Origin of the sequence: Streptomyces sp. CB02923 (assembly GCF_001905005.1) — a bacterium.
Classification (GTDB): domain Bacteria; phylum Actinomycetota; class Actinomycetes; order Streptomycetales; family Streptomycetaceae; genus Streptomyces.
In genome coordinates this window covers 154,296-179,100 of the sequence record NZ_LWKZ01000001.1, presented here as the reverse complement: position 1 = coordinate 179,100, position 24,805 = coordinate 154,296, and the positions used below count along the sequence as shown (strand labels likewise).

Genomic DNA, 24,805 nt, shown 5'->3' with positions numbered 1-24,805 from the left:
GTCGGCCCGTGAAACAATCGGACCGGCTCACAAGAACCAACAGCGAGCACACAGGAGACACAGCACCATGCGTATCGGAGTCCTCACCGCGGGCGGCGACTGCCCCGGCCTCAACGCTGTGATCCGTTCGGTGGTGCACCGGGCCCTCACGGGCCACGGCGACGAGGTCATCGGTTTCGAGGACGGATTCAAGGGCCTGCTCGACGGGCGGTACCGCAAGCTGGACCTGGACGCCGTCAGCGGCATCCTGGCCCGCGGCGGCACCATCCTCGGCTCCGCCCGCCTGGAGCGCGCCCGGCTGCGCGAGGCGTGCGAGAACGGCAAGGACCTGGCCCGTGAGTACGGCATCGACGTGCTCATTCCCATCGGCGGCGAGGGCACGCTCACCGCGTCGAAGATGCTCGCCGACGCGGGTCTGCCGATCGTCGGTGTGCCCAAGACCATCGACAACGACATCTCCGCCACCGACCGCACCTTCGGCTTCGACACCGCCGTCGGCGTCGCCACCGAGGCCATCGACCGCCTCAAGACGACCGCCGAATCGCACCAGCGGGTCATGGTCGTCGAGGTCATGGGCCGGCACGCGGGCTGGATCGCGCTGGAGTCCGGGATGGCCGGCGGCTCCCACGGCATCTGCCTGCCGGAGCGGCCCTTCGACGTGAACGACCTGGTCAGCATGGTCGAGGAGCGTTTCGACCGGGGCAAGAAGTTCGCCGTGATCTGCGTCGCCGAGGGCGCCCACCCCGCCGAGGGCACGATGGACTACGGCCACGGCGAGATCGACCAGTACGGCCACGAGCGCTTCCAGGGCATCGGCACCGCCCTCGCCCGCGAGCTGGAGCACCGCCTCGGCAAGGAGGCCCGCCCGGTCATCCTCGGCCACGTCCAGCGCGGCGGCACGCCCACCGCGTACGACCGCGTGCTGGCCACCCGCTTCGGCTGGCACGCCGTCGAGGCCGCGCACCGCGGCGACTTCGGCCACATGACCGCCCTGCGCGGCACGGACATCGTGATGAGCCCGCTGGCCGACGCGGTCACCGAGCTGAAGACCGTGCCGGTGAACCGGATGGACGAGGCCGAGTCGGTCTTCTGACCCGCCCGCATCCTGAGGCGCGCGTTCCCCTGCCGGGGAGCGCGCGCCTTTTGCGTGGCCCGGCACCCGTCTGTGCGCGGCCCGGCACCCGTACGTGCGCTGTCCGGCACCCGTACGGGCCAACGTTCCGGTTAACCGGCCCGGGAAGAGGTACCCGGCGCGCACGAGGAAGGAGGCGTGACCGGGATGAGCGATTTCGTGGATCACCGGACGGACGGGCCGGCGGGTCCCGCCGCAGCCGGAGCGGGCGGCACGGCCCGGCGGGCCTGCCGGAACAAAGGACACGACTGATGATCAAACTTCTCTACAAGCCCCTGGGGACGGTGTTCGGCGTCCTCGGCGGGGTGCTGGCCGGGATGGTGTTCAAGCGCCTGTGGAAGGTCGTCGGCGGAGAGGAGGACGCGCCGAAGGCCATGGACGAGGAACGCCGCTGGCGCGAGGTGCTGCCCGCCGCCGCGCTCCAGGGCGCGACGCTCGCGGTGGTCAAGGCGGCCGTGGACCGCAGCGGCGCGGTGGCCGTCCGCAAGGCCACCGGCACCTGGCCCGGCTGAGTCCGTACGCCGTCACGGCCGGGGGTTGGTGCGGTGCCAGCGGGGGCGGGCGTCGCCGCCCCGGCGCCCGGCGACGGACGCGCAGCGCGGGCACACCCGCTGGACGCGGTCCGCGGCCCCGCCGGACTCGGGCAGGATGTCGGGCCATACGACGTGCGGGAAGCGCGCCAGCTGCGAGCGGCTGAGCGAGAGGCCGCACACGGTCTGGTTCAGCCCCTGTTCCCAGGCGTGCACCTCGCCCGCGGGCAGCCGCCGCCCGTCTTCGTCGTCCACCCACTGCCCCGATGCCGCGACCGCGTACCGCTTCGCCGCTGCCATGCCCGATCGTTCCTCCTCCCGTGGCGCCTCTCGCGCGTCAGGCGGGGAGGGCCACCCTGGTGCGCACGGAACACGGCCCCGCCGGATCGCCCGCGGGGCCGTGCCTCATGGCGTCGTCCGTGCGTTCACCGTGCCCGTCAGGAGGGGACGGTATGCCGCGTGTCGGGTACGCAGTGGGTCATGGTGAGCCCGGAGACGTCGCGCGGCGGGTTGTCGCCGAGGCGGGACAGCCGCTCGTGGTCCTCGTCCGTCAGGTCCTGGCCCGTCAGGGGCTCCAGATGGGCGACGTCCTTCGGGCCGATGCCCATCCCCTCACCGACGCGCAGGCCGAGCTCGTTCTCGACCAGCAGGAAGTGCCACACCATCCGCTCCTGGACCGGCCGGGCGGCCTGGGAGATCAGGTCGGTGAGGTTCTTGACGAGGTCGTCGCGCTCCCAGCCCTCCATGAGGCGGAAACGCTGCCCGGCCTGGAGGTAGTCGTTGGTACGCGGGACGCGCTTGCGGGTCAGCCGGCCACGGATCTCCGGCCCCTGCTCGTCGTGGGTCGGGTACGTGCCCTCCCGCAGGCCCCCGGTGACCGACGGCTCGTAGTTCACCTCCGGGTTCTGCCCGTGCTGGTCCTGCTCGTACGCCATCAGGCCGTCGCGCTGGTTGGTGTGCACGGTGGCGTGCTTGGCGCTGTTGACGGGGAGCTGGAGGTAGTTCGGGCCGACGCGGTAGCGCTGGGTGTCGCTGTAGGAGAAGGTCCGGCCGACGAGCATCTTGTCGTCGGAGAAGTCCAGGCCGTCGACGAGGACGCCGGTGCCGAAGGAGATCTGCTCGTTCTCGGCGAAGTAGTTGCCGACGGTGCGGTCCAGGACCATGCGGCCCACCGGCCGGGGCGGGAAGTCCTGCTCGGGCCAGGTCTTGGTGTCGTCCAGCGGGTCGAAGTCCAGCTCCGGGTGGCCGTGGTCGTCCATCATCTGGACGACCAGCTCCCACTCGGGGTGGTCACCGCGGCGGATCGCCTCGTACAGGTCCTTGGTGGCGTGGCCCAGCTCCCCGGCCTGGACGGCGGCGGCGTCCTCCTCCGTCATGCTGCGTACGCCCTGCTTGGGCAGCCAGTGGTACTTGACCAGGACGGTGTCGCCCTTCTCGTTCACCCATTTGTAGGTGTTGACGCCGAAGCCCTGCATGTGCCGGTAGTCGGCGGGGATGCCGCGCGGGCTGAACAGGTTGACCAGCATGTGCATCGACTCCGGCGTCTGCGACATGAAGTCGAAGATGCGGGCCGGCTTCTGCTCGTGCGAGACCGGGTCGGGCTTCAGAGAGTGGATGACGTCGGGGAACTTGATGGCGTCCCGGATGAAGAAGACCCCCAGGTTGTTGCCGACCAGGTCCCAGTTGCCGTCCTCGGTGTAGAACTTCACCGCGAAGCCGCGCGGGTCACGGGCCGCCTCCGAGGAGTCCCGGCCGCCGATCACGGTGGAGAACCGCACGGCCACCTCGGTGCGCTGGCCGGCGTCCTGGAACAGTCTGGCGCGGGTGTAGCGGCCGACGGGCTCGTCGCCCCACTTCCCGTAGCTCTCGAAGTAGCCGTACGCGGTCACGCCGCGGGCGTGCACGACCCGCTCGGGGATGCGCTCCCGGTCGAAGTGGCTGATCTTTTCGAGGAACTGGTAGTTCTCCAGCGTGGCCGGTCCGCGCGCGCCGACCGTCCGTTGGTTCTGGTTGTCGTAGACCGGATGGCCTTGCCGGTTGGTGAGCACCGGGCGGTCGTCGCCGGGTGCCGGTCCCTGGCTTGCTACGTCTGTCACTGCTCTCGGTTTCCTTCAGCACTCGAAGGCGCTCGGGTCCGCGCCGTGGGTGGGGCTCCGGAAGGTCAGAGGTACCCGCTGGGGGCGGCGGTGGTGCAGACGCTCACCTTTTTGGGGCAGTGCCCGTTCGGGGGACGGCGCTCCCGTGGCACGGGCTCTCAGAGGTCCGGCGACGGCTCGCGCGCCGTACGGCGGCGCCGTCGCGGCCACCGCAGGCGGTCCGGCCAGGTGCGCGTGTCGCGCGGCTCCACGTACGGCTCCTCCCGCGACGGGCGGCCCTCGGCGATGGCCCGCTGCCGGGCCAGCTCGGCGTCGAACTCCAGGCCCAGCAGGACCGCCAGGTTCGACAGCCACACCCAGACCAGGAAGATGATGACGCCCGCCAGGGTGCCGTACGTCTTGTTGTACGAGCCGAAGTTCGCCACGTACAGCGCGAAGCCCGCCGAGGCGGCCAGCCACAGCGCGACGGCCAGGAAGCTGCCGGGGGTCAGCCACCGCAGTCCCTGGTCCCGGACGTTGGGCGTGGCGCGGTACAGGATGGTGATCATCAGCACCACGAGCAGGACCAGGACGGGCCACTTGGCGACCGACCAGACCGCGAGGCCCGTGTCGCCGATGCCCAGGCCGCGGCCCGCCTGCCGGGCCAGCGAGCCGGTGAAGACCACGATCACCGCGCTGGCGGCCAGCAGCATCATCAGCACGACCGTGACGCCGAGCCGCAGCGGCAGGGTCTTCCACGCCGGACGCCCCTCCGGCAGGTCGTAGACGGCGTTGGCGCTGCGGATGAAGGCCGCGATGTAGCTGGAGGCCGACCACAGCGCGGCCAGCAGCCCCAGCACGGCGAGGACGCCGCCCGCGCCGGGCCCGTCCTGGAGCTGGCGCACCGCGCCGCGCAGGATCTGCTGCGCGGCTTCCGGCGTGATCTCTTCGAGGGAGCCGAGGACGGCGTCGGCCGCCGACTTCCCGATCACCCCGAGCATCGAGACGAGCACCAGCAGTGCGGGGAAGAGGGAGAGCACCCCGTAGTAGGTGAGGGCGGCGGCGCGGTCGGGAAGCTCGTCGTCCACGAACTCCTTGGCCGTACGCCGCAGTACGGACCACCAGGAGTGGGCGATGAGGGCGGTGGGTTTCTCGGACGTGGGTCCGGCTTCGGCTGCCATGCCGGTGCGGGTTGCCCTTTCGGGGCGGGCGAACCCCCGGCGCCCTGCCGCGTACGCAAAACGTCTGCCCCGTCCCTGGGGGAGAGGGGACGGGGCAGACGGCGGGGGTGCCTTCGGCGCGGTTACTGGGCGCCGATGGACTCCAGCATGTTCAGCCGGGCGGCGCGGCGGGCCGGCCAGGCGGCGGCGAGGACGCCGACGACCAGGGCGATGGCCAGGAAGATGCCCAGGCGGCCCCACGGCAGGATCATTTCGTACATCGGCATCGAGGAGGCCGTCAGCTTGCCGCCGGCCCAGGCGAGGAAGATGCCCACGCCGATGCCGAGCACCGCGCCGAACAGCGAGATGACGACGGATTCGAGACGGACCATCTGCTTGATGCCGCTGCGGGCCAGGCCGATGGCGCGCAGCATCCCGATCTCCCGGGTGCGTTCGAAGACCGACATGGCCAGGGTGTTGACGACACCGACCACCGCGATGATCACGGCCATGCCGAGCAGCCCGTAGACCATGTTCAGGACCGTGTCGATGCTGCCCGCGTTCTCCTTGCGGAGCGCGTCCTTGTCCTGCACCTTGAGCAGCGGGCTGTCGCCGAGGGCCTTGCGGATCTCCTTCTCCAGCGCGGCGTCGGGCCCGTTGGCCGTCTTGATCAGGACCTTCTCGTCCTTGAGGGGCTTGACGTGCGGGTCGACCAGCGCGGTGGGGCCGAACAGGTCACCGATGGTGGCGTTGTCCTCGTAGATGCCGGCGACCTTGAGCCGGGCCTTCTCCTTCTTCTCCGTGCCGGTGAAGAAGCCGACGTCGTGGGTCTCGCCCGTCTTCCAGTGCAGCTTCTCCGCCCGGCTGCGGGAGACCGCGACCCCGCCGTCGCGCACGGCGTCCAGCGACCCGCTGACGAACCGGAGGTCGGCGACCTTGTCGAGGTGCGCGAGGTCGGTGCCGGAGATCGAGCCGTAGCCGTCGCCGCCGTTCGTCTCGAAGGCGGCCGAGCGCAGGGGTACCGCCGCCTGCACGCCGGGCAGCTTCGCGGCCTTCTTCGTCAGTTCGGGGTCCAGGCCGAGGAAGTTGGCCGTACCGACCTGGTAGTCCGCGGTCAGGCCCTGGGCGGCCATCTCGTCCGAGGCCCGCTGGCCCGAGACGCCGACGACCGTCATACCGGTGATCAGGGTGAGGCCGATCATCAGGGCGGAGGCGGTGGCGGCGGTCCGGCGCGGGTTGCGCAGCGCGTTCTCCTTGGCCAGCTTGCCGCTGATGCCGAAGATCCGGGTGGTGACCTTGCCGGCCAGCGTGACCAGCGGCCGGGACAGCAGCGGCGCGAGGATGATGACGCCGACCAGGGTGAGCGCCGAGCCCGCCATGGGCGTCATCATGTCCTCGGCGTCCTTCAGGGTGGACACGTAGAGCATGATCGCGACGCCGAGGCCGGTGACGACCGCGCCGATGGTGTTGCGGACGACCAGGCCGCGCAGCTTGGGCGCCGCGTCCACCGTGTTCAGCGCCTCGACCGGGGCGATCTTCGCGGCCTTGCGGGAGGGCAGCCAGGCGGCCAGTACGGTCACCAGGACGCCGACGCCGAGCGCGGACAGGACGGCGCCGGGGCTGATGACCAGCGGGCCGTCGGGGAAGCCGGCGCCGTTGGCGTTGAGCACGGAGCGCATGGTGACCGCGATGCCGGTGCCGAGGGCGAAGCCGATGACGGAGGAGACCAGGCCGAGCAGGCCCGCCTCGGCCAGCACCGAGCGCACCACCTGGCGGCGGGAGGCGCCGATCGCCCGCATCAGCGCGATCTCGCGGCTGCGCTGGGAGATGAGCATGGTGAAGGTGTTGGCGATGATGAAGATGCCGACGAACAGCGCGATACCGGCGAAGACCAGCAGCGTCTTGCTCATCGCCTGGTTGCTCTGCTCGACCATCCTGGCCTGATCGGCGGCGAGGACGGCGCCGCTGGTCGCCGTCGCGCGGTCCTTCGGCAGCAGCTTCTCGACCGCGGCGGTCAGCGCCTTCTCGTCGGTGCCGGGCTGGGCGGCGACCACGAGTTCGTCGTACTGGCCGGGGTGCACGAACAGCTTCTGCGCGGTGGCGGTGTCGAACAGCGCGAGGCTGCCGCCCGCGGTGACCTGCGGGTCCTCGGAGTGGACGATGCCGACGAGCTTCTTGTGCAGGGCCGGTCCGTCGGTGGCGAAGCGCACGGTGCCGCCGAGCTTCAGGCCGCCCTTCTCCGCGGTGGCCTCGTCGAGGGCGATCTCGCCGGCCGCGGCCGGGCCGCGGCCCTGGACGACCGGGTAGCGGCTGTCCTTGCCGCCCTCGCCCGGCTGGTAGTTGGTGGCCACGTTCTGCCAGTCGTTGCCGATCGGCTGGTTGTCCTTGTCGGCGACGGTGGCGCGGCCGCTGACGTTGGCGTGTACGGCGGCCACGCCCGGCAGGGAGCGGACCTGGTCGGCCAGCCGGTCGGTGAGCAGGGTCGAGCGGTTCTGCCCGTCCTCGGGGATGCGGGGTCCGTCGCCGGAGGTGGACTGTACGGAGACGGCGACGTCCTTGAAGCTCTTGGCCGAGGCCTTCTTGACGGCCTCGCCGACCGTGTCGCTGAAGATCAGGGTGCCGGAGACGAAGGCCACGCCGAGGAGGACCGCGAGCGCGGTCATCATCAGGCGGGCTTTGTGCGCGAGCACGTTGCGCAGGGCGGTTCGGAACATGGTGGTGGTGTCAGTCCTGGGGTGAGGTGTCGGCGGCGGGCGTCAGTTCGTACGGTTCTTGGCGTCGAACAGCCGCATCCGGTCCAGGACGGCGTCGGCGGTCGGCTCGTACAGTTCCTCGACGATGCGGCCGTCGGCGAGGAAGATCACCCGGTCCGCGTAGGCGGCGGCGACCGGGTCGTGGGTGACCATGACGACGGTCTGGTCCATCGCCCGTACGGACTCGCGCAGGAAGCCCAGCACCTCGGCGCCGGAGCGGGAGTCGAGGTTGCCGGTCGGCTCGTCGGCGAAGATGATCTCGGGCTGGGAGGCCAGCGCGCGGGCCACCGCGACGCGCTGCTGCTGGCCGCCGGAGAGCTGCGCGGGCCGGTGCGCGAGGCGTCCGGACAGGCCGACGGCCGAGATGACCTGCTCCAGCCACTGCCGGTCGGGCTTGCGGCCCGCGATGTCCATCGGCAGCGTGATGTTCTCGGCGGCGGTCAGCGTCGGCAGCAGGTTGAACGCCTGGAAGATGAAGCCGATCTTGTCGCGGCGCAGCTGGGTGAGCTTCTTGTCGTTCAGGCCCGTCAGCTCGGTGTCCCCGATCAGCGCGGAGCCGGACGATATGGAGTCCAGACCCGCCATGCAGTGCATCAGCGTCGACTTGCCGGAACCGGACGGGCCCATGATGGCGGTGAAGCGCGCCCGGCCGAACTCGACGGACACGTTGTCCAGGGCGACCACACGGGTCTCGCCCTCGCCGTAGATCTTGCTCAGGTCCGTGGCACGGGCGGCGACGGCCGCGGTGGCTCGGGCGGGGGCGGGGAAGGCGGCCGCGTAGGACACGGGAGAACTCCAGGGAAGGGGACGGGCGGGCTGCCGGGGTAGGCGGGCCCCGGCGGAACACCGGTTTCCGGGGGCCGGGAGGGCCACGGGAGCCGGGTGAGTGGTGCAGTTCCATTCTTCGTCGGGCGGGGCCGCCGATGCCTCAGCCCGAAGAGTGGAAAGCGGTACCGGCCGGAAGTGCGACCTGCGCGGGACCCGTCATCCCGTGGAGGGACGGACGTCCGACTTATGGCCGACGTAAGGGCCCGCCGAATCCCGGCCGAATCCCGCCCGCGTACCGGCCGAATCCCGCGCGCATCCCGGCCGGGTGCCCGCCGCCTACTCCGGAGCAGCGCTCTCGGCAGCAGGCGCGGGGCCGAAGTCCGGTTCCGCGGCGGCCGGGCGGCGCAGCTCGTAGAAGCCCGGTACGGAGGCCATCAGCAGCGCGCCGTCCCACAGCCGCCCGGCGGCCTCTCCCCGTGGCGCGGGGGAGACCACCGGCCCGAAGAAGGCCGTGCCGCCCACCGCGATGACCGGCGTACCGACATCCGCGCCGACCAGGGCGACGGCGCGCGCGTGCGAAGCCCGGATCACCGTGTCGTACTCCGTGGTCCACGCCGCCGCGGCCACCTCGCGCGGCAGCCCCGCGTCCGACAGCGCGCGCTCGATCCCGTCCCACTCGCCCCTGTGGTGCAGCCAGGTGCCGAGCGTGCGGTAGAAGCGGCCCAGGGCCTCCTGCCCGTACCGCTGCTCCACCGCGGCGCACGCCCGCACCGGGGCCCACAGGTACGCGCCCCACTCGCCGTCCGGGTCCTCCGGGTTGACCTCCCGGTCCTCGTTGAGCACCTGGAGGCTCATCAGCCGCAGACGCACCCGCACCGGGCGGACCCGGGCCACCTCCCGTATCCACTGCGCGGCGACCCACGTGTACGGGCAGACAGGATCGAACCAGAAGTCCGCCGTGACGCCGCGGCCGGAAACCGCCGCGCCCGCCTCACCGTCCACCCGCGCCCTCCCCGCCGTCGGGACCGGGCGCGGTCAGCCTCCGCCGGCGCGCGCCCGGAACGTCTCAAGGATGCCATCGGGGGCGATCTGCCCGGTACGGCCGGGCCGACGTGTGTGTCCGGCGTGTGTGTCCGGCACGCCGGGGGTGCCGCGGTGCGAGGACGTGCGTACTCGCACCACCCCCGTTTGCCACCCCGACGGCGCCGGAGACTACGACTGTGCAACGCCGCGGAGTTGTCCGAAAGTGCAGCTCGTACGGGACAAACAAGTCGGACAATGGGGAGCCGGGCCGCGGGGGCGGTCCCGGCGCAGGGAAGAAGGTGGCGGGGATCGCAGGGGGAGGGCAGCACAAACCCCGGCTGGGGCGGCCCGAACGGCCGGTGGACCCGCAGGCCGGGCCGGTGGAACGGCTCGCCTGGGAACTACGGCAGCTGCGGGAGCGGGCCGGGACGCCGAGCTACCGCACGCTCGCCAAAACGGCGCACTACTCGGCCAGTACGCTGGCGGAGGCGGCCAAAGGGGAGCGGCTGGCAACCCTCGATGTCGTCCTGGCCTACGCCCAGGCGTGCGGCGGGGAGCGGGCCGAATGGGAGGCGCGCTGGCGGGCCGCGGCCGGGGCCGGCGACGACGAACCGGTCACCGCGCGGTGCCCCTACCCGGGGCTGGCCGCCTTCGAGGCGGCGAACGCCGCGGAGTACTTCGGCCGCGCGGCCCTCACCAAGGAACTGTCGGTGCGCGTCGAACAGCACGCGCTCACCGTGGTCTTCGGCGCCTCGGGAAGCGGCAAGTCCTCCCTGCTGCGGGCCGGGCTGCTGCCCCGTCTCGGTGCGCAGTGGCACCCGGTGCTGCTGACCCCTGGTGCACGGCCGCTCGACGCCCTCGCGGCGGCGGTGGCCCGCCTGGCGGCAGAACCGGAACCGGAGCAGGACCAGGACCAGGACCAGGAACCGGAACCGCCCGGAGGTGACGACAGCCCGGCCGCCCCGGCCGAGCTGCCCACCGACACCCCCGCCCCCACCATCCCCGTCCCCCCACCCGATCCCGCCACTCCCACCACCCCCGCCACCCCCACCCCCCAAGACCACGCCGCCGCCCTCCGCCGCCGTACGGACGAGGACCCCGCCGCCCTCGACCTCGCCCTGCGCACCTGGCTCGCCGCCCGGCCCGACGCCGACCGTGCGCTGCTGGTCGTCGACCAGTTCGAAGAGGTCTTCACGCTCTGCGACGACGAGGACGAACGCACCGCCTTCCTCGGCGCCGTGGCCGGACTGGCCCGCTCCGCCGACCGGCGGATCCGGGTCGCCATCGGCATCCGGGCCGACTTCTACGCACGCTGCTTCGTCCACCCGGGGCTGGTCGCCGTCCTCCGCGCCTCCGCCCAGCTGCCCGTGGGGCCGCCCAACCGCGCCGAGTTGCGGGACATCATCGCCGAGCCCGCCGTGCGCTCCGGCGTCCAGGTGGACGCGGACCTGGTGGAGGCGGTGCTCGCCGAGGCGGCCGGCCAGCCGGGCGCGCTGCCGCTGGTCGGGCACGCGATGCGCGAGGCGTGGCACCGCCGCGGCGACGACACCGTACGGCTGGCCGACTACCGCGCCTCCGGCGGCATGCGCGGCGCCGTCGCACAGACCGCCGAGCGGATGTACGAGGAGGCCGCGCCGCGGCAGCGCGACGTGATGCGGGCGGTGTTCCTGCGGCTGACCGCGCTCGGCGAGGGCACGGAGGACACCCGGCGGCGGCTGGCCCGCCGCGAACTGGACGGCCTCGCCGACCCGCACGAGATCGACGGGCTGCTGCGCAAGCTGGCCGCCGCCCGGCTGGTCGTGCTCTCCGAGGGCACGGCCGAGGTGGCCCACGAGGCCGTCATCCGGGCCTGGCCCCGGCTGCGGCACTGGCTCGACGAGGACCGGGAGGCGCTGCGCACCCACCGCAGGCTCACCGCCGCCGCCGAGGCGTGGCACGAACTGGGCCGGGACGCGGGCGCGCTCTACCGGGGCGCGCAGCTGGCCGGTGCGCGGACCTGGGCACATGAGCACGGCTCCGCGCTCAACGCCCTGGAACGGGACTTCCTGCGCAGCGCCACCGGAGCCGACCGGCGGCGGGGCCGCCGCGCGCGCTGGCTCACCGCGTCGCTCAGCGCCCTCCTCGTCCTCGCCCTCATCGCGGCGGGCATCGCCATCCAGCAGTGGTCGGACGCCGAGCTCCAGCGCCGGATCGCGGTGTCCCGCCAGTACGCCGCACAGGCCGGCGAGCTGCGGCAGCAGCAGCCCCAGGCGGCGGCGCTGACCGCGCTGTACGGCTACCGGCAGGCGGAGACGGCGGAGGCGCGCGGCAGCCTGCTCAGCGCCTACGCCGCCTACCGCGCCAACCAGTTCACCGGGCACACCGGCGTCGTGAACGCGGTGGCCTTCGCGCCCGACGGCCGCACCCTGGCCACCGCTTCGGTGGACCGCACGGTCAAACTGTGGGACACCGCCGCCGACCGGATGCTCGGCACCCTCATCGGCCACACCGGCCCCGTGTACGCACTCGCCTTCAGCCCCGACGGCAGCATCCTCGCGACCGCCGGGGACGACGGCTCCGTACGCCTGTGGGACGTCGAGACCCGCCGCGGGTTCGCCGAACTGGACGGCCCCTCGGGGCGGGTGGTGTCGCTGGCGTTCTCCCGTGACGGCGCCACCCTCGCCTCCGGCGGGATCGGCAGGGCCGTACGGCTGTGGGACGTGGCCTCGCGGCGGCCCGCCGCCGACCTGGCCGGACACACCGGCAACGTGGTGGCGGTGGCCTTCTCGCCGGACGGCAAGGTGCTGGCGTCGGCCGGCGACGACCGCACGGTCCGGCTGTGGGACGCGCGCACCCACCGGCCGCTCGCCACCCTCGACGGACACCTCCAGCCGGTGCTCGCGCTGGCCTTCAGCCCGGACGGCCGGACCCTCGCCAGCGGCGGCGGCGACCGTACGGTTTTGCTGTGGGACGTCGCCGGGCGCCGCAGAACGGGTGAACTCACCGGGACCGCCGACCGGATCACGGCCCTGGCCTGGGCGCCGAACCGCACCACCCTCGCCGTCGGCAGCTACGACGGCATCGTCCGGCTGTGGGACGTGAACTCCCGGAACGCGACGCAGAAGTTCGCCGCGCGCGTCGAGACGCCCGGCGCGCTGTCCTGGGCACGGGACGGCTCGGCCCTGGCCGCGCCCTCCGACGACGACACGGGCACCGTCCGGCTGTGGCGCTCCGCAGGCGAACGGCAGGAGACCCTCGGCGGTCGGCAGAGCGCGGTGACCTCGGTCGGAGTGTCCCCGGACGGCCGGATCATCGCGGCCGCGGGCAGCACGCTGACGCTGTGGTCGGCCGACCGGCCGCGGCCGCTGCGGACGCTCGACGCGCCGCCCGGCGTCATCACCGGCCTGGTGTTCTCACCGAAGAACGACGTCTTCGCCACCGTGCACGCCGACCGTACGGTGCGGCTGTGGGGCGCGCGCACCGGACGGATGCTCGCCACCCTGCGCGGACACACCAACACCGTCCGGCAGGTGGCCTTCTCGCTCGACGGCAGGAAACTGGCCACCGTCGGGGACGACCGCAACCTGTTCCTGTGGGACGTGGCCGGCCACCGCCGGACGGCCGCGCGCAAGCTGGCGGGCAGCGGGTCCACCGTCACCTTCGCGCCGGACGGCACCACCCTGGCGGTCACCGAGAACGCCAACAACATGGGCTCCGTCGCCCTGTGGGACATGGCCGGGCTCCGGGAGACCGCCCGCCTGACCGGCCGCTCGTACCCCATCTTCGCCGCCGCCTTCACCCGGGACGGCAAGACCCTGGCCACGTCCGGCACGGACCACGACGTCCAGCTGTGGGACGTACCGGGCCGGCGGAAGACCGGCACGCTGCGCGGCCACGCCAGCAGCGTCGCCTCCCTGGCGTTCAGCCCGGACGGCCGCACCCTGGCCTCGGGCGGCGACGACGACACCGTGCGCCTGTGGGACGTGGCCGCCCGCCGCACGTCGGCCGTGCTGTCCGGGCACACCGGCAGCGTCCTGTCCCTGTCCTTCTGGCCCGACGGCCGGGCGCTGGTCAGCGGCAGTGCGGACGGCACCGTACGGGAGTGGTACACCAAGGTGGACGAGGCGGCGCGGACGATCTGCGAGCTGAGCCGGAAGGGCCACTGGGCGGCGTCGGCCCTCGGCGTGCCGGCCGACTGGTACTGCCGGTGAGCCGCCGGGTCCGCGCCCGCCGGACCGGGCGCGGAGGCGGCGGGCGGGCCCGTCAGTGCAGGGTGAGGCCGTACGCCTGGAGTACCGGGACGACCGGCTGGAGGTAGGTGGTGCCGCCGGATGTGCAGGTGCCGCTGCCGCCCATGGCCAGGCCGATCGCGGTGCCGCCGGAGACGGCGGGGCGGCCCGCGGCCGTTCCCGGATCGGTGCAGGCCGATGTCCGGGCGATGCCGGAGACCGTGCCCTCGGGGTAGTTCACGCTGACGTTCACGGCGTCGACCCGCCCGCAGCGCTGCCCGGCCGCGGGGCCGGCCAGGCACACCTGCTGTCCGACGGCGGGCCGGGCGGCGCCCGTGATGTCGAGGAACCGGCCGCCGAGGTCGACTTCGCCGGGGTAGGAGACGGCCGGGTTGGTGTAGCGGATGAGGGCGTGGTCCTCGCCGGGGAAGCGGACGGCTTCGGTCACGCCGACGTGGACGGTACGGGCGGCGTCGGCGTACCAGTCCCGGGCGCCGCCCGCACACCGGCCCTCCATGATTGCGTAATAGGTGTTCCCCTTGGTGGCGTTGAAGCCGACGGTGCAGCGGCCCGAAGCGCTGTACAGGACGTTGCCGCCGCGGACCGCCGTCGCGGCGGCCGTACGGGACGGCCCGGTGCCCGGGGCGGCACCGGCGGAGGGGGCGGTGGCCAGGAGAGCCGATACGGCGGTGGCCAGGACGGCCGGCACGGCGACGGCCTGCGCGGCCACGGAGCGGGGCACTGCGGTGGGTCTCGGTCTCACGGGTCCTCCTCCGGAGGGAGTGGGGGTCAGCCCTTCACCGCGCCGCCCAGCGCGAACCCGCCGCCCAGCCGGCGCGAGATCAGCACGTACAGCAGGACGACCGGCGTCGAGTACAGGATCGAGAACGCCGCCAGCTGGCCGAAGGCGATGGCGCCGTAGTTGCCGAAGAAGGTGAAGATGCTGACGGAGGCGGGCAGCTGGTCGGGCGTCAGGAGCAGCAGGAACGGGACGAAGAAGTTGCCCCACATGATGGCGAACGTGTAGATCGTCACGACGGTGACGCCCGGCCCCATCAGCGGCAGGATCACCCGCCACAGCGTCTGGAACCAGGAGGCGCCGTCGGTCCAGGCGGCCTCTTCGAGGACCCGGGGGATGCCGTCCATGAAGTTCTTCATCAGCCAGATGGCGAACGGCAGCTGGGCGGTGGCCAGGAACAGCGCGGTGCCGTACACGGTGTCGATCAGGTTGACCCGCACGTACAGCGCGTACACCGGAACCATGATCGCGGTGATCGGCAGGCAGGTGGAGAACAGGATGGTCAGCAGGTACGGGCGGCTGAACCGGGAGCGGTAGCGGGACAGCGGATAGGCCGCCAGTGCCGCGCAGGCGACCGTCACGACGGTGGCGCTGCCGCACAGCACCAGGCTGTTGAGCATCGGCGTGAAGGTGATCTCGTCCGTCAGGACCGCCGAGAAGTTGTCCAGCGACGGCGACCCGGGCACCTTCACGCGGAGCGTCGCCCCGGTGTCGAGCGAGGAGAGCACCAGCCAGGCGAGCGGTACGGCGAAGGCGGCGGCGACGGCGAGCAGGGCCGCGTCGGCGGCGAGGCGGCGCCGGGCACGGCGGGTCAGCAGGGGCCTGGCGGACCGGGCGGGCACCGCGTCACACCTCCTCGCGCAGCAGACGCAGATAGACGACGGAGAAGAGGGCGCCCACCACGAGCAGCAGCAGGGCGACGGCGGTGCCGTACCCGATCAGCGACTTCAGGAACGCCTGGTCGTACATGAACACCGGCAGCGTCTGGCTCCGGCTGCCGGGGCCGCCGCGGGTCATCGCCCAGATCAGCCCGAAGACGGAGAGCGTCTGGAGGGTGTTGAGCATCAGGTTGGTGCCGATGGAGCGGCGGATCATCGGCAGCGTCACATGCCACAGCCGCTGCCGGCCGCTCGCCCCGTCCACCTCGGCGGACTCGGTGACCTCCTTGGGGATCTCGGAGAGCGCGGCCGAGTAGATCAGCATCGAGAAGGCCGTGCCGCGCCAGACGTTGGCGAACGACACGGCCAGGATCGGCAGCGTGAACAGCCAGTTCTGCGACGGCAGATGGAGCTGGTCGAGGATCGCGTTGAGGGTGCCGCGCCGCTCGAAGAACGTGTACAGCAGAAAGCCCGCGACGATCTCCGGCAGCACCCAGGCGGTGATGACGACCGCGCCGGTGACCGTGCGCACGGGCTTCGAGGCGCGCTGCATCAGCGCGGCGAGCGCCAGGCCCAGGGTGTTCTGGCCCAGGATCGACGAGACCAGGGTGAAGACCAGCGTCAGGACGACGGCGTTCAGGAAGGCGGGGTCGCCGAAGGCGTGCCGGAAGTTGTCCAGGCCCACGAAGGAGGTGGACTCCTGGCCGGTCAGCTGCATGTCGGTGAAGGCGATGTAGACGCAGTAGCCGATGGGACCGGCGAGGAAGAGCAGCAGCAGGACGGTCGCGGGGGCGATCGGCGACCAGCGCAGCAGGGCCCGGCGGCGGGACCGGGCGCCGCGGCCCGCCGTGCCGTACGCGGTGGCCGTCGTGGCGGCGCGGGTCATGGCTTGGCGACGACCTGGCCGTCGGTGAGGGTCTTCAGCTGCTCGTCGTAGTCCGCCGCGGCCTTCGCCGGTGTCGCGGCCCCGGAGGTGACGGCCTCCATCGCCTCACCGATCGCCGCCGAGACCTTGGGGTAGACGGGCAGCGCCGGCCGGTACCGGCTGACCTTCACCAGAGCGGTGAAGAAGCCGATGCCCGGCACGGACTTCAGGTACGCGGGGTCCGCCGCCACGTCCTTGCGTACCGCGATCTGCGCGCCGCGCACACACCACTCCAGCGCGTTGCGCTGCGTCTGGAACGTCTCGATCAGCTTCCAGGCCAGGTCGGGCCGCTGCGACTGCCGCGGTACGGACCAGGTCCAGCCGCCCGCCAGGCTGACCCGGCCCGGCGCCGCGCCGGTCTGCGTGGGGAACGCCGCCCGGCCCAGCGTCCGCGGCCACTCGGGCCACGGTTTGCCGCCGCCCTTCGGCTGCCACTGCTGGCCCAGCCACGAGCCGTCCAGGTTGATCGCGAGCTTCTCCTCGGGCATCAGCTCGGTGGCGACGTTGGTCTGGATGTTGGGGCTGAGCGCGTCGGACAGGTCGGGCCCCAGCTTCTCGCCGTACACCGTGCGCAGGAACTCCAGGCTGTCCCGGAAGCCCTTGCTCCCGGTGACCCACTTCTTCGCCGCCGGGTCGTAGAGCTGGTCCTTGCCGGTGCCGTACAGCAGCATCTCGAAGCCCTGCATCACGGCGGCCTCGCCCGCGCCCTTGCCGGTGTAGACGTTCAGCGGGATGACGCCGGGGACCTCGCGCTTGACGGTGCGGGCCGCGTCCAGCACCTCGTCCCAGGTCTTCGGCCGCCAGTCCTGCGGCAGCCCCGCCTTCTTGAAGATCTTCCGGTTGAACCACAGGCCGCGGGTGTCGGTGCCGTCCGGTACGCCGTACGTCCTGCCGTCCTGCGCCCGCGCGGCGGCCTTCGCGGACGGCTCGAACTGCTTCCAGTCGGCCCACTTGGCGATGTAGGGGTCCAGCGGGCGCAGCAGTCCGGCGGTGATGTCGGAGTTGATGAGGAAGGTGTCCTCGTAGACCAGGTCGGGGGCGGTCTTCGGGGAGCGCATCATCTGCTGGATCTTGGCGTAGTAGTCGTTCTCGGACGCCTGGATCGGGATCAGCTCGACCTTCTTGCCGGGGTTGGCCTTCTCGAACGCGCGGGTCACCATCTCGACGTAGTCGTCCCGGAGCGTCACCTTGTTGTTGGTGTCCTTGGGGAAGGCGACCTTGAGGGTGTTCTTGTCGCCTCCCGGGCCGCCGCAGGCGGTGAGCGTGCCTGCGGCCAGCACGGCGGCGGTGAGCAGAGCCATCGGAGCGGTGCGGCGCACGGCATGACCTCCAACTAGCCACGGCAGGCTGCCCGGTGACCGTAGGTCAGGGATAAAGGGAGGTCAATGCCCCATCCAGCGGTACCGCAATTCGGGACGGCCCACCTGACCGTACTGCGGGGAGCGGGCGGCGCGCCCCGCGTCGACGAGGTGTTCGAGGTAACGGCGGGCCGTGATGCGGGAGATGCCGATCTCCTCGGCGGCCGCGGCGGCGCTGAGACCGCCGGGGGCGGCGCGCAGCGCGTCGGTCACCGCGCTCAAGGTCGCCGCGGTCAGGCCCTTGGGCAGCGCGGCGGACCGCGGCGAGCGCAGGGCCGCGATGGCCCGGTCCACCTCGTCCTGTCCGCTGGCCTCGCCGACGGCCGCGCGGTAGGCGGCGTACCGCAGCAGACGGTCGCGCAGCGTGGCGAACGTGAACGGCTTCAGCACGTACTGCACGACCCCGAGCGAGACCCCCTCCCGGACGACGGCCAGATCACGCGCGGAGGTGACGGCGATGACGTCGGCGCCGTGCCCGGCCGCCCGCAGCGACCGCACGAACGCCAGGCCGTGCCCGTCCGGCAGGAAGAGGTCCAGCAGGAGCAGGTCGACGCCGTGCCGGTCCAGGTGCCGGCGGGCACCGGCGACGGAACGCACCGCCCCCGACACGGTGAAGCCCGGCACCCGCCCCACGTAGAGGGCGTGGGCGTCGGCCGCCACGGGGTCGTCCTCGACGATGAGCACCCGCAGCGGTGGCGCGGCGTCGGCGTGCGGCCCGGTCATCCGGCGCCGCCCGTCCCGGCCGTGGCGCCACCGGCCGTGCTGTCCCCGGCCGTGACGCCCCCGTCCGCGGTGTCTCCCGCCCGCAGCGGGAACCGCACCGTGAACTCGGCGCCCCCGCCGGACGCCTCGCCCACCCGCACGGTCCCGCCGTGCCGGAGCACGGCCTGCCGTACGAGCGCCAGCCCGAGGCCGCGGCCCGCGCCGCCCTTGGTGGTCCACCCCCACCGGAACACGTCCTCGGCGTCCTCCGTGCCCTGTACCCCGTCGCCGTTGTCGGCCACCCGCAGCAGCAGTTCCCCGCCGTCGGCCAGCGCGGTGACCCGCACCCGGGCGCCTTCCGGTGCCGCCTCGATCGCGTTGTCGAGGAGGTTGCCGAGGACCGTGACCAGGTCACGCGGCGGCAGGGACGACGGCAGGACGCCGTCGTCGATGCGGCTGTCGGCGGTGAGGACCAGCTCGACGCCGTGTTCGTTGGCCTGGGCGGCCTTGCCGAGGAGGAGGGCGGCGAGGACGGGTTCGGCGACCGCGCCGACGACCTGGTCGGTGAGGGCCTGGGCCAGCTCCAGTTCGGCGGTGGCGAAGTCGACGGCCTCGTCCGTACGGCCCAGCTCGACGAGGGAGACGACGGTGTGCAGCCGGTTGGCGGCCTCGTGCGCCTGGGAGCGCAGGGCCCGGGTGATGCCGCGTACGGAGTCCAGCTCGCCGGAGAGCGTCTGGAGTTCGGTGTGGTCGCGGAGGGTGACGACCGTGCCGCGCCGTTCGCCGCCGGAGACCGGCGAGGTGCTGACGACCAGCACCCGGTCGTCGGTGAGGTGGAGTTCGTCCGCGTGCGGAGCGGGGGAGGCGAGGGTGGCGGTGAGGGGCGCGGGGAGGCCGAGCGCGGTGACCGGCCGGCCCCTGGGGTCGCCGCGCAGTCCGAGGAGCTCGCGCGCGCCGTCGTTGAGGAGCGCCACCCGCCGCTCCCCGTCCAGCATCAGCAGTCCCTCGCGCACCGCGTGCAGCGCCGCCTCGTGGTAGTCGTGCAGTCGGCCCAGCTCGGCGGCGTTCATGCCGTGGGTGTGGCGGCGCAGCCGCGCGTTGACGAGGTACGTGCCGAGTCCGCCGAGCGCGAGCGCCCCGGCCCCGACGGCGGCCAGCGTCGTGACCTGCTGCCGCAGCCCGTCGCTGATGGTGGCGACGGTGATGCCGGAGCTGACCAGGGCGACGACGCGGCCGCCGTCCTCCTGGTCCCGTACCGGCGTGATGACCCGTACGGACGGGCCGAGCCTGCCCCGGTGCGTCTCGGTGTACGTCCGGCCGGACCGGGCCTGCGCGGTCCGGCCGAGGTAGGTGCGGCCGATGGCGGACGGTTCGGGGTGGGTCCACCGCTTGCCTGCCGTGTCCATGACCACAATGAAGTCGACACCGGCGTCCCGCCGCAGCCGCTCGGTGTACGGCTGGAGCTCCGCGGTGGGGTCGGCCGAGCGCACGGCCCGCGCCACCGCCGGGGCGTCGGCGACCGCCGCGGCCACCGCCGTCGTCTGCCGCCGCGCGGTCTCCTCGGCCTGCCGCCCGGCGCTGACGTACGCGAACACGGCGTACCCCGCCACCACCACGCCGACCAGCACCACCTGCACGGCGAACAGCTGCCCGGCCAGGCTGCGCGGCCACCGGACGCGCGGGCGGCGCGCACCGGTCGCATCGGGTGCGCGGCGTACGCCACGCGTCGGAACCCCCCGTCGGGAACTTGGCATGGGCACCAGTCTGCCCGGTTATTTATGCGTGAACGAAATGCACGCAAGGGTGACGGGCGCCACAACGGCGTGCATAGTCACCGGGACTGTTCTGCGTACGGGCCGCGTACCGGCACCGACTCGGGCCGCGTACGGGTTGCAGAGCCGCAGACCGGCGCAGAACCGAGGACCGAGGAGTCAACCGTGGCCGCACAGACCCCACCGCCCGGGGGGACGACCGAGGAGACCGCACCGAAGCGCAAGCGGGACCGGACGCACTACCTGTACATCGCCGTCATCGTCGCCGTGCTCGCCGGCATCGCCGTGGGCTTCGCCGCCCCCGGCTTCGCCGTCGGGCTGAAGCCGCTGGGCACCGGCTTCGTGAACCTCATCAAGATGATGATCTCGCCGGTGATCTTCTGCACGATCGTGCTGGGCGTCGGGTCGGTCCGCAAGGCCGCCAAGGTCGGCGCGGTCGGCGGGCTGGCGCTGGGCTACTTCATGGTGATGTCCACGGTCGCGCTGGCCATCGGCCTGGTGGTGGGCAACGTGCTGGAGCCGGGCTCCGGCCTCCACCTGACCGAGTCGCTGCGGCACGCGGGGCAGGCCCAGACCAAGGGCGGCGCCGAGTCGACCTCGGACTTCCTGCTCGGCATCATCCCGGAGACGCTGGTCTCGGCCCTCACCCACGGCGAGGTGCTCCAGACGCTGCTGGTGGCGCTGCTCGTCGGCTTCGGCCTCCAGGCGATGGGCGCCTCCGGCGAGCCGGTGCTGCGCGGCATCGGGCACCTCCAGCGCCTGGTCTTCCGCGTACTGTCCATGATCATGTGGGCCGCGCCGGTGGGCGCGTTCGGCGCGATGGCCGCGGTGGTCGGCGCGACCGGCGTGGACGCGCTGAAGTCGCTCGCCGTCATCATGGTCGGCTTCTACGTGACCTGCCTGCTGTTCGTGATCGTCGTGCTCGGTACGCTGCTGCGCCTGATCGCCGGGGTGAACATCTTCGCCCTGCTGAAGTACCTGGGCCGGGAGTTCCTGCTGATCCTGTCGACCTCCTCCTCCGAGTCCGCGCTGCCGCGGCTGATCGCGAAGATGGAGCACCTGGGTGTCAGCAAGCCGGTCGTCGGCATCACCGTGCCGACCGGCTACAGCTTCAACCTCGACGGCACCGCCATCTACCTGACGATGTCCTCGCTGTTCATCGCGGAGGCGATGGGCAGCCCGCTCTCCATCGGCCAGCAGGTGTCGCTGCTCGTCTTCATGATCATCGCGTCGAAGGGCGCGGCGGGCGTGACCGGCGCCGGACTGGCGACGCTGGCCGGCGGCCTCCAGTCGCACCGGCCGGAACTGGTGGACGGCGTCGGCCTGATCGTCGGCATCGACCGCTTCATGAGCGAGGCGCGGGCGCTGACCAACTTCGCGGGCAACGCGGTGGCCACGGTCCTCGTCGGCACCTGGACCAAGGAGATCGACAAGGCCCGGGTGGGCGTGGTGCTCGCCGGGCAGCTGCCCTTCGACGAGCGGACGCTCAGCCCGGACGGCCACGCCGCGGCGGCGGACGGGCCGCCGCCGCAGCGCACGGACGGTTCCAAGGAGCCGGCGAAGGTCTGAGATCCGAGAAGAGCAACCGAGAGCCCCGGCGGGCGCACCCGCCGGGGCTCTTCCGCGTTCCCGGCTGCCCGGCTGCCCGGCTGCCCGCCCTTCAGTCCGTCGCCTCCGCCACCGGTGACGCTCCCGCCACCGGCGTTGCCCCTGCCCCCGGCGTCGCCTCCGCCTCCCGTACCGCTTCCGCGATCCGCCCGGCCGGTACGCCCGCCGCCGCCAGCACCGTCTCCGCCGCCGCGTGGCCCGCGGCCTCGGCGTCCAGGTCGCCGTCGTTGACCGCCTGCATCAGCCCGAACAGCATGTGCTCGTGTACGTGTGCCAGCGCGCGCGGCGTGAGCGGGGAGTGGAACACCCCCGCCTCCAGGCCGCGCGCCAGGATGGTCGTCGCCCGGCTCCGTACGGGCTCCAGGCGGGTCCGGATGCCCGCGTCCGTGACGCTGCACTGGGCGAGTGAGACCAGGAGCCGGTAGCGGTCGGCGCACTCCCAGGCGGCGAGCGTGGCCCGCGCCAGTGCCGCGTCGGCGGGCTCGGCCGGGTCGGCCGTGCCGTCGGCGAAGGCGGTCGTCACATCGTCGACGGCGGCGTCCGTCAGTGCGGTGATCAGCGCCTCCCGGCTCGGGAAGTGGCCGTAGACGGTGCGCCGCACCACCCCGGCGGCGCGGGCGATCTGGTCCATGGTCGCGTCCGGGTGCCGCAGCAGTTCGGCCAGCGCGATGTCCATGATCCGGCGGCGGTTGGCGTGGGCCCGGCTGGTGAGTGCGGTCATGGCGGGGCGGCTCCTCGGTCGGCGGACGCGTGCGGTCACGGTCCCGCTCCCGATTCATTTTGCACATCGCTGTGCAGCAACGTAAATTGCACACGGCTGTGTAATTGCTCATTCGTGTGCAAGAGCGTGCGTGCCTGCGTACGCGGACCGACATCGTTTCGAGAGTCAGGGGTGAATCGGGTGGCTCCCACGGAGACCCGGCCGGACCACGACAGGGACCGGCCCTATACGAAGCGCTGGTGGGCACTGGGCGTGCTGTGCCTGAGCCTGCTGATCATCGTGATGGCGAACACCTCGCTCACCGTCGCGGCCCCCGACATGACCGCCCACCTGGGCCTGAGCAGCTCCGACCTGCAATGGGTGATCGACGCCTACACCGTCCCGTACGCGGCGCTGATGCTGATGCTCGGTGCCGTCGGCGACAAGTACAGCCGCCGCGGGGCCCTGGTCCTCGGTCTGCTGGTGTTCGCGGGCGGCTCGGTCGCGGGCGCCCTGGTGGACAGCTCCGGCGGCGTCATCGCGGCGCGTGCCGTGATGGGCGTGGGCGCGGCCATGATCATGCCCGCGACGCTCTCCCTGCTGGCCGCCACGTTCCCGCGCAAGGAGCGCGCGCTGGCCATCACCATCTGGACCGCGACCGCCGGGCTCGCCATCGCCGTCGGCCCGCTCGTCGCCGGCGCGCTCCTGGAGGACCACGGCTGGTCCTCGTCCTTCCTGATCAACGTGCCGGTCGCGGCGCTCGGCATCGTCGGGGCGCTGCTGGTCGTCCCGGCGTCCAAGGCGGGCCACAGCGACCGCCTCGACTACGTCGGCGGCCTGCTGTCCGTCGTCTGGGTCGGCTCGCTGATCTACATGCTCATCCAGGGGCCGCACTTCGGCTGGGACGCCCGCGCCGTCGGCGCCGCGGTGGCCGCCGGTCTCGGCCTGGTCCTGTTCGTCGTCTGGGAACTGCGCCACCCGCGGCCGGTCCTGGACGTCCGCCGCTTCGCCCACCGCGGCTTCGCCGGTGCCAACCTCGCCGTGGCCCTCTTCTTCCTCGCGGTCTTCGGCGCGTTCTACTACCTCACCCAGCACCTCCAGTTCGTCCTCGGCTACTCCCCGCTGGACACCGGCATACGGATGCTGCCGCTGGCCGGCGCGGTCTTCGTGGGCGCCGCGCTGACCGGCTTCCTGACGCCGCGGCTGGGCATGAAGATCACGGTCACCACCGGCATGGTCGGCGGCACCGTCGCCCTCGCCCTGCTCACCCGCGTCGACGCCGGTTCCTCGTACGCGGACTTCCTCGCCCCGCTCATCGTCCTGGGCCTGGCCATCGGCCTGTCCCTGTCGCCGTGCACGGACGCCATCATGGGCGCCTTCCCCGAGGACCAGCTCGGCGTCGGCGGCGCGGTCAACGACACCTCCATCGAGCTGGGCGGCTCGCTCGGCATCGCCATCCTGGGCTCCGTCCTGGCGAGCACCTACTCCGCCAAGCTGTCCGACGCGGCGGCGTCCGCCGCGGCACACGGCGGCCCGAAGCTGCCCGGCAGCGCCCTGGACACTGCGCAGGATTCGGTGGGCGCCGGACTGGCGGTCGCCAAGGAGGTCGGCAAGCAGGTCGCACAGGGCGCGGCGCCCAAGGTCGGCCCGGAGAAGGCGCAGGCGCTCGGCCTCCAGCAGGCCCAGGCGGTCGCGGACGCGGTGCGCGGCGCGTTCTCCGACGCGGTGGCGCACACCAGCCTGATCGGCGCGGTCGTCCTCGGCGTGGGGACGGTACTGGTCGCCGTACTGCTGCCGCGCCGCCGCCGTACGCCGGAGCCGGACAGCGGGCCCGCGGCGGCCCGCGAACCGGTCGCGGCGGGCAGCGGCAGCGCTTCCCCGCGCGACTGAGCCGCACCCGCGCGGTCCCGCACGTCTCCACCGGGTCGATTGTCAGTGGCAGATGCCACGATGCAATCGGCCCGGTGGTTGGTTCGGGCGCGTGGGTGGTGACGAGTGAGGGGCGAAGGCTGATGGGGACCTGGGGCATGGGGCTGTTCGACAACGACGGGGCGGCGGATCTGCTGGACGACCTGGCCGCCATGCCGGTGGACCGGCGGCTCGGTGCCATACGGGGCGTGCTGTCCACCGCCGCCGCCGAACGGGACTATCTCGAAGCCCCGGAAGGCGGGATGGCCGTGGCCGCCGCGGCCCTGACGGCCGCCGCCCGTGCCGGGAGCGCGTCCCCGGCCGCCCCCGATCTGACGGTCCCCGAACCGCCGCCCCAGCTCGCCGTGCTCGCGGTGCACGCCCTGGACCGGGTGCTCGCGCCGCACTCCGAGCTGGCCGAGCTGTGGGGCGAGTCGGACGACGGTGCGCAGTGGCGGGCGGGCCTGGCCCGGCTGCGCGCGGAGCTGACCGGGCGTACGGACTGA

At 72.8% G+C, this 24,805-nt stretch carries 19 protein-coding genes; 6 read left to right on the top strand and 13 right to left on the bottom strand.

Annotation, left to right across the window (positions count from 1 at the left end; all coding sequences use genetic code 11):
- The first annotated feature begins 67 nt into the window (after positions 1-67).
- The gene (locus A6A06_RS00675; protein ID WP_073757710.1) at positions 68-1,093 is read left to right on the top strand and encodes a 6-phosphofructokinase; all 1,026 of its coding nucleotides are present in this window, start codon (positions 68-70) and stop codon (positions 1,091-1,093) included.
- A 290-nt stretch (positions 1,094-1,383) separates the two neighbouring features.
- Positions 1,384-1,644: a DUF4235 domain-containing protein gene (locus A6A06_RS00670; RefSeq protein WP_073757708.1), complete on the top strand. Its 261-nt coding sequence runs from the start codon at positions 1,384-1,386 to the stop codon at positions 1,642-1,644.
- 12 nt (positions 1,645-1,656) lie between these two features.
- Here the strand turns inward: A6A06_RS00670 and A6A06_RS00665 are convergent, their stop codons facing one another.
- From A6A06_RS00665 to A6A06_RS00640, 6 genes are all read right to left on the bottom strand, one after another.
- A complete protein-coding gene (locus tag A6A06_RS00665) occupies positions 1,657-1,962 on the bottom strand; it encodes a hypothetical protein (RefSeq protein WP_073757706.1) in 306 nt (101 codons plus the stop codon).
- Between the two features lie 137 nt (positions 1,963-2,099).
- A complete protein-coding gene (locus A6A06_RS00660; RefSeq protein WP_073757704.1) occupies positions 2,100-3,758 on the bottom strand; it encodes a catalase in 1,659 nt (552 codons plus the stop codon).
- Positions 3,759-3,916: 158 nt separating this feature from the next.
- Positions 3,917-4,918, bottom strand: coding sequence for a YihY/virulence factor BrkB family protein (locus tag A6A06_RS00655; protein WP_073757702.1), 1,002 nt, complete (start codon positions 4,916-4,918; stop codon positions 3,917-3,919).
- Positions 4,919-5,040: 122 nt separating this feature from the next.
- On the bottom strand, positions 5,041-7,611 hold the full coding sequence (locus A6A06_RS00650; RefSeq protein ID WP_073757700.1) for an ABC transporter permease: 2,571 nt from the start codon (positions 7,609-7,611) through the stop codon (positions 5,041-5,043).
- A 42-nt stretch (positions 7,612-7,653) separates the two neighbouring features.
- On the bottom strand, positions 7,654-8,436 hold the full coding sequence (locus tag A6A06_RS00645; protein ID WP_073757698.1) for an ABC transporter ATP-binding protein: 783 nt from the start codon (positions 8,434-8,436) through the stop codon (positions 7,654-7,656).
- A gap of 318 nt (positions 8,437-8,754) precedes the next feature.
- Entirely contained in the window at positions 8,755-9,420 is a 666-nt protein-coding gene (locus tag A6A06_RS00640; RefSeq protein WP_073757696.1) for a mycothiol-dependent nitroreductase Rv2466c family protein, read from the bottom strand.
- A 320-nt stretch (positions 9,421-9,740) separates the two neighbouring features.
- On the opposite strand from A6A06_RS00640, the gene A6A06_RS00635 reads away from it, so the two are divergent.
- Positions 9,741-13,631 (top strand): nSTAND1 domain-containing NTPase, encoded by a 3,891-nt coding sequence (locus A6A06_RS00635; protein WP_199930615.1) that lies wholly within the window; start codon positions 9,741-9,743, stop codon positions 13,629-13,631.
- 52 nt (positions 13,632-13,683) lie between these two features.
- Here A6A06_RS00635 and A6A06_RS00630 read toward each other — a convergent pair whose 3' ends face one another.
- The 6 genes from A6A06_RS00630 to A6A06_RS00605 all read right to left on the bottom strand — a co-directional run bounded on the left by A6A06_RS00630 (position 13,684) and on the right by A6A06_RS00605 (position 20,065).
- Entirely contained in the window at positions 13,684-14,412 is a 729-nt protein-coding gene (locus A6A06_RS00630) for a S1 family peptidase (RefSeq protein ID WP_079193715.1), read from the bottom strand.
- 26 nt (positions 14,413-14,438) lie between these two features.
- Positions 14,439-15,290 (bottom strand): carbohydrate ABC transporter permease, encoded by an 852-nt coding sequence (locus A6A06_RS00625; RefSeq protein ID WP_073757692.1) that lies wholly within the window; start codon positions 15,288-15,290, stop codon positions 14,439-14,441.
- A 4-nt stretch (positions 15,291-15,294) separates the two neighbouring features.
- Positions 15,295-16,212 carry a carbohydrate ABC transporter permease gene (locus A6A06_RS00620; protein ID WP_073757690.1) on the bottom strand — a complete coding sequence of 306 codons (918 nt, stop codon included), beginning with the start codon at positions 16,210-16,212 and terminating at the stop codon, positions 15,295-15,297.
- On the bottom strand, positions 16,209-17,570 hold the full coding sequence (locus A6A06_RS00615; RefSeq protein ID WP_073757688.1) for an extracellular solute-binding protein: 1,362 nt from the start codon (positions 17,568-17,570) through the stop codon (positions 16,209-16,211). Before A6A06_RS00615 ends, A6A06_RS00620 begins: the two co-directional genes overlap by 4 nt.
- Before the next feature lie 63 nt (positions 17,571-17,633).
- A complete protein-coding gene (locus tag A6A06_RS00610) occupies positions 17,634-18,332 on the bottom strand; it encodes a response regulator (protein ID WP_073757686.1) in 699 nt (232 codons plus the stop codon).
- The gene (locus A6A06_RS00605) at positions 18,329-20,065 is read right to left on the bottom strand and encodes a sensor histidine kinase (RefSeq protein ID WP_073757684.1); all 1,737 of its coding nucleotides are present in this window, start codon (positions 20,063-20,065) and stop codon (positions 18,329-18,331) included. The genes A6A06_RS00610 and A6A06_RS00605 overlap by 4 nt, the downstream gene beginning before the upstream one ends.
- 183 nt (positions 20,066-20,248) lie before the next feature.
- Here A6A06_RS00605 and A6A06_RS00600 point away from each other — a divergent pair, with 183 nt between their 5' ends.
- On the top strand, positions 20,249-21,652 hold the full coding sequence (locus tag A6A06_RS00600; RefSeq protein ID WP_073757682.1) for a cation:dicarboxylate symporter family transporter: 1,404 nt from the start codon (positions 20,249-20,251) through the stop codon (positions 21,650-21,652).
- 91 nt (positions 21,653-21,743) lie between these two features.
- Here the strand turns inward: A6A06_RS00600 and A6A06_RS00595 are convergent, their stop codons facing one another.
- On the bottom strand, positions 21,744-22,412 hold the full coding sequence (locus tag A6A06_RS00595; protein ID WP_073757680.1) for a TetR/AcrR family transcriptional regulator: 669 nt from the start codon (positions 22,410-22,412) through the stop codon (positions 21,744-21,746).
- A gap of 180 nt (positions 22,413-22,592) precedes the next feature.
- On the opposite strand from A6A06_RS00595, the gene A6A06_RS00590 reads away from it, so the two are divergent.
- Positions 22,593-24,281: an MFS transporter gene (locus tag A6A06_RS00590; RefSeq protein ID WP_073757678.1), complete on the top strand. Its 1,689-nt coding sequence runs from the start codon at positions 22,593-22,595 to the stop codon at positions 24,279-24,281.
- Between the two features lie 122 nt (positions 24,282-24,403).
- Positions 24,404-24,805, top strand: coding sequence for a DUF4259 domain-containing protein (locus A6A06_RS00585; protein ID WP_073757676.1), 402 nt, complete (start codon positions 24,404-24,406; stop codon positions 24,803-24,805).